This is a genomic window from Microcystis sp. M53603_WE2, from assembly GCF_030065435.1.
This window is the reverse complement of sequence record NZ_JASJFF010001290.1, coordinates 1-6,109: the sequence shown is the minus strand read 5'-3', so window position 1 is coordinate 6,109 and position 6,109 is coordinate 1. Positions and strand designations below refer to the sequence as shown.

Genomic DNA, 6,109 nt, shown 5'->3' with positions numbered 1-6,109 from the left:
TTACGCATTGAATTAGGAGAAATTCAGACGGTTTTAGAAACTCATCCCAACGTTGAACAAACTGTTGTGATTATGCGGGAAGATACCTTATATAATCAACGGTTAGTTGCTTATGTAATCAGAAAAGATACTTTATTAACTCCTCAGGATCTGCGTCGTTTCTTACAGCAGCAACTCCCCGCTTATATGGTGCCTTCTGCCTTTGTCCTGTTGTCGGATTTTCCCTTAAATAACAATGGCAAGATAGACAGAAAAAAATTACCTATCCCCGATGAGACATCAATTATTGAATCTGCTTATATAGCCCCAAGAAATCAAAAAGAAAGCCTCTTAGCTCAGATTTGGCAAGATGTTCTTCAGGTATCCAAAATAGGGGTTAGTGACAACTTCTTTGAGTTAGGAGGACATAGCTTAAAAGCTATTTCTCTAGTGAGTAAAATTCAGGAAAAGTTAGGGCAATCTTTGCCCATTAAACAAGTATTTGCTCATCCTACCATTGCTGAACAAGCAGCATTATTAAGCACTGTTACCCCTCTGACGGTAGCCACTATTCCCCTTGTATCTGCACAAGAAACCTACGAAACATCCCATGCTCAGAGACGTTTCTATGTCTTGCAACAGATGGATCTCAATAATGTAGCTTATCATATTGTTTCCACCCTCAAAATAGCAGGAGATTTTAGCCCAGATGTCTTTGAAAAAGCCATACAATTATTGATTTCCCGTCATGAATCCCTGCGGACATCTTTCATTTTAATTAACGGTGAACCACAACAGAAAATCCTGCAAAATCGTCCTTTTGATTGGGAATTTAAAGACTGGACAAATAAACCTGATGAAGAAATCCTAGAAACGATTGCAAAAGAGAGAAAACCGTTTGACTTAGAGAAAAGTCCCCTGGTGCGCTCTAAGATTTATAAACTATCTCCGAATGAATATATTTTAGAGTTAGAAATTCATCATATTATCTGTGATGGTTGGTCAATGAGTTTGTTAGCTAAAGAATGCTTACAATACTACTCTGATTTAGCCAAAGGATTACAGCCTAGTATAGAGCCATTGCCGATACAATATAAAGATTATGCAGGATGGCAAAATAATCTTTTAAGAAGCGAAAATAATCCCCAAAACCTAGATTACTGGCGGCAAAAACTGGACAATGGACAACTGACCAGAGTTCACTTACCGACAGACTTTAAACGTCCCCAAATAAAGACGTTTAAGGGTTCTCATTTAAGCTGGACATTTGACCGAGAAACGATTTCTAAATTAAGAAAAATTTGTCAGGAAAACGAAATCACCCTATTCATGGCATTGGTAGCGGCTGTCAAAATATTACTGTATCGCTACAGTGGTCAACATGATATTACTATTGGTACAGAAATCGCCACCAGAAGCCATCCTCAACTGCAATCTCTAATCGGTTTATTTCTCAATACCTTAGTTATTCGTGACCAAATTGAACCCGAAAAAGGCTACAAAAATCTACTCGCAAAGGTTCGTCAAACCGTTACCGAAGCCTTAGAACATTCCGATTATCCCTTTGATATTTTAGTAGAAAAATTAGCTGTTTCTAGAGAAATTAACCGCACTCCCTTGTTTGATATATTAGTCCTTCTGCAAAATTTTGATCAACCTGTAGGCTTGGAAAATATACAAATAAAATCTCTAGATTCCCTGACCCCGACCAGTAAGTTTGATCTATCTTTTGTGTTTAGTGAAGATCAGGAAAAACTCAGATTAGAGCTAATTTATAACACCGACTTATTCCAAGAGGAGAGGATGAAAAAATGTCTCATTCACTTCGATAAACTCTTGAATGAAATGCTATCTAACCCCGCCCAACCCGTCAAAGACATTTCTTTGTTATCGGCAGCAGAAACCGCTTTTATTGCCAATTTTATCAATCCTATTCCTCGCTTAGAAACCCGTACTATTATCCATGATTTTATTGACCAAGTTGCAGCCAAACCGGAGAAAACATCGATTATTTATCCAGGGGGTAAATTTAGCTATCAAGAATTACATGAACTAACTAACTTTTGGGCTTATGCCTTAAAAGAATTAGGCGTGGAAAAAGATAAGGTTTGTGGTGTTCTCCTAGAAGGAGATTATCGTCAGTTAATCGCTATGCTGGCAGTATTTAAAGCCGGAGGAATCTATTTACCTCTACGTTTAGATGAACCAGAGGAGCGCCGGCAACGCATGATGATTAAAACTAGCCCCGAAATTATCTTAGTTGCTGCTGAGAATTTAGAGGGGATTAAACCCCAACTATCCGCATTAGAAAAACCGCCTCATATCTTAGTGGTTAAGGCTCATAAAATTCAGCAATATCATCAGTGGAATGGCATGGATTATCAAGAGTTTCCTTGCCAATTAAGCAAACTGCAACCCCTTCTAGCTATGCCGGATGCTGATGATTCTAATTATATTATGTTTACTTCTGGCTCAACCGGTGAACCTAAAGCAATCTTAGGCAGTCACGGCAGCTTACGTCATTTCATTGATTGGGAAAAACGGGAATTTGGCATTAATGAAAGTTGGCGCTGTTTACAAATTGCTCAAATTAATTTTGATGCTTATTTGAGGGAAACCTGTGTGACTTTATGCTCAGGGGGAACTCTGTATATTCCAGAGAGTACAGAGCGAGAAGACTTAGAGCTTTTATTACTGCGAATAGGAGAATGGAAAATTAACTTACTACACACTGTCCCCTCGGTAATGCGTCTATTTTTAAAGATGGGGCGTGGTTTAATTAATGCACATAATCTCCTGAAAAGTTTGCGAATTTTTGTCTTAGGAGGAGAGCCTTTATTTGTGAAAGAACTGGCTGAATGGCATCAAATTTTTGGCTCTCAGACAGAATTTGTGAATATTTATGGGGCAAGTGAAACTACATTTGTTAAGCATTTTTATCGAATTCCTAACCCTAATAATATTCCCTATGAACGGGTTCCGGGTGGTCAAACTTTGCCAGATGCCGCTTATGCAGTGGTTGATGGAAATCGCGCCAGGGCAATAGGAGAAGTAGGAGAAGTGTTCGTTAAATCCCCCTATTTAACCAAAGGTTATTATCAAGATGAAAGCTTAACTCATTCAGTTTTTGTGCCTAATCCTTTGAATGGGGGGAGGGATATAGTTTATCGTACTGGAGACTTAGGCAGACTGCTTCCTGATCTAACTTTAGAAGTAATAGGACGCAGTGACAATCAAATTAAATTAAATGGGGTACGGATTGAATTAGGAGAGATTGAAGATGTCCTCAGTGGGATTGAGGGAGTAGAAAAAGCCTTAGTTATGGCTAATAAAAAGGAGGAATTAGTAAACGTAATTGCTTATTATCAAGCCGAGGATACAGTTCATCAGGAATATATTCGAGGTAAATTAAAGCAACTCTTACCGATTTATATGCAGCCTAGCTTTTTAATGCGGTTAGAAGCTTTTCCCTTGTTACCCAATGGAAAAATTCATCGTCTAGCTTTGCCAAAACCCGAAGAAAATATTACTGACTCAACTAACCAAGTCCCAGATTTTAATCCACAAGAAGCTTTATTAGCTTCCCTTTGGGGTGAGTTATTAGAAGCAGAAGTTAGTAACAGTAATCAGTCATTTTTTGAACTAGGAGGAAACAGTCTGAAGGCGATGCGCTTAGTGTCACAAATCCGTAATCAATTTGGAGTTTCTCTCCGATTACGGGAAATTTTTACCCATAATACTTTAAAAGAACAAGCTGTATTAATTCAATCCCGACAAAAACGATGATCAACTTACCACAATCTGACTCAATTAACCCACTGGAAAAACAAAAATATTACCAAGTCTCTCACGGTCAAAGAAGGCTTTGGATTTTGCAGCATATCAGCGAATCTTCTAGTGCTTATAATATTAGGCTTGCCATGAGAATTAATGGCAAGTTAGATGTTTCTATATTAACAGCATCCTTTCAAGAACTGGTGAACCGTCATGAAATTCTCAGAACCACTTTTGCCAGTGTTGGAGGCAATATTAAGCAAGTTATTCATGAGGAAATCCCCACAGAACAGTTAATCATTTTTAAAGATTTAAGAGCAGAAAAAGATGCTGAACTCTTGGCAGATGATTTAATTCAAGAGTCGGCAAATTTACCTTTTAGTTTAGAAAAGTTGCCCCTTATTCGGGTCTTATTGGTGCAGATTAAGTCAGAAGAATTTATCTTTGGTTTGACTGTCCATCATATTATTGGGGATGCACAATCACTTGATATTATCTTTCAAGAGTTCTTTATATTATACTCTGCTTATACTCAACAAAAAAAAGCTGAATTACCCCCTCTTACTCTACAGTATAAAGATTATGCGGCATGGCAAAATCAGTGGTTAGAAAGTGAAGAAGTTAGAGAACAACATGAGTATTGGTGTGAGGTTTTTTCCGAACATCCCCCTATCTTAAACTTACCGATAGACTTCCCTCGACCTCAAGTAAAATCTTCTCAAGCGGCTTCCTACACTTATCAATTTAGTGAGAGTCTTAGCCAACAATTACAAACCTTTGCAACTCGAAATCAGACGACTCTATTTATTACCCTACTGACTTTCTTTAAAATATTACTCTACCGCCACACCGGCCAACGGGATTTAGTGGTTGGTATCCCTATTTCAGCACGAAATCATCCTGATTTAGAAAACCAGATCGGGTTTTATGTTAACACCTTGGCCTTAAGAACTTTATTACCAGAGGGAGTAACTTTTAAGCAAGTCTTAGGGGAAGTAACTAACACCTGTCTTGATGCTTATGAATATCGTGATTATCCTTTTGATAAATTAGTATCCGCTCTCAATTTAGAACGTGATTTGTCCAGAAATCCCTTATTTGATGTCATGTTTTCTCTACTGAGTAAAGAAAGCAAAACTGTCTTAAAAATTCCTGGTTTGGAACATCAACCTTATCCCTTAAAACCACGGATGGCTCAATTTGATATGACTTGGAGCTTCTTTGAAGATAGTCATAATCTTACATTAGCTATTGAATATGAGCCGGATTTATTTTTGCCTGAAACTATCGCCAGAATGAGCGGTCACTTTTTACAAATTATTGAAAGTGTAATTCAGAATCCCGATTGTAAATTATCTGAGATTAATTTATTAACCCCTGAAGAACGGCATCAATTACTAATAGAGTGGAATCAAACCGAAGTCGCTTATTCTCAACAGTGTCTGCACCAGTTATTTGAAGAAAAAGTTAGAGATAATCCCGAGGCAATAGCTATTATTTTTGAGGGCAAAAAATTGACCTATCGAGAGTTAAATAATCGAGCTAATCAAGTCGGTCACTATTTACAAGAAAAAGGCGTAACTTCAGAAGTATTAGTGGGGATTTTTATTGAGCGTTCTTTTGAGATGCTCATCGGAATATTGGGAATTATTAAAGCCGGGGGAGCTTATGTTCCTTTGGATCCTAATTATCCCCCTGAGCGCTTGGATTATATGATATCTGATTCAGCTATCTCTCTGTTGTTAACTCAGCAATCTTTAGTTCAATCTCTACCAGAAAATTGCCCCGAAATACTGTGTTTAGATACAGATTGGTTAAAGATAGCTAATTATAGTCAAGAGAATTTGACCTCTCCAGTTAAACCAGAAAATTTAGCTTATGTTATATACACTTCGGGTTCAACGGGAAAACCTAAAGGTGTGATGAATATTCATCAAGGAATTTGCAATACTCTAAAAGACAATATTGACAATTATAATCTTAACTCTGAAGACCGCATTCTCCAAATTACTCCCTTTAGTTTTGATGTTTCAGTTTGGGAAGTTTTCTCATCTTTAACATCTGGTGCTACCCTAGTCGTGGCTAAACCTGACGGGTATAAAGATATAGATTATTTAATAGATTTAATTGTGCAAGAACAAGTAACTTGTTTCACTTGTGTTCCCTCAATATTGCGAGTTTTTCTGCAACATCCCAAGAGCAAAGATTGCCACTGTTTAAAACGAGTAATTGTCGGGGGAGAAGCCTTATCTTATGAACTCAATCAACGATTTTTTCAGCAGTTAAACTGTGAATTATATAACGCTTATGGACCAACAGAAGTAGCGGTTGAGACTACTATCTGGTGCTGTCAGCC

2 protein-coding genes are annotated in these 6,109 nt (G+C 37.6%); both read left to right on the top strand.

The genetic code is table 11. The annotated features are described in order from the left end of the window. On the top strand, nt 1-3,765 hold a 3,765-nt coding region (locus tag PX481_RS26950; RefSeq protein WP_288097006.1), incomplete at its 5' end, for a condensation domain-containing protein. Beyond that, a partial coding sequence (locus tag PX481_RS26945; RefSeq protein ID WP_288025284.1) for a non-ribosomal peptide synthetase occupies nt 3,762-6,109 on the top strand: 2,348 nt, incomplete at its 3' end. The genes PX481_RS26950 and PX481_RS26945, both read left to right, overlap by 4 nt.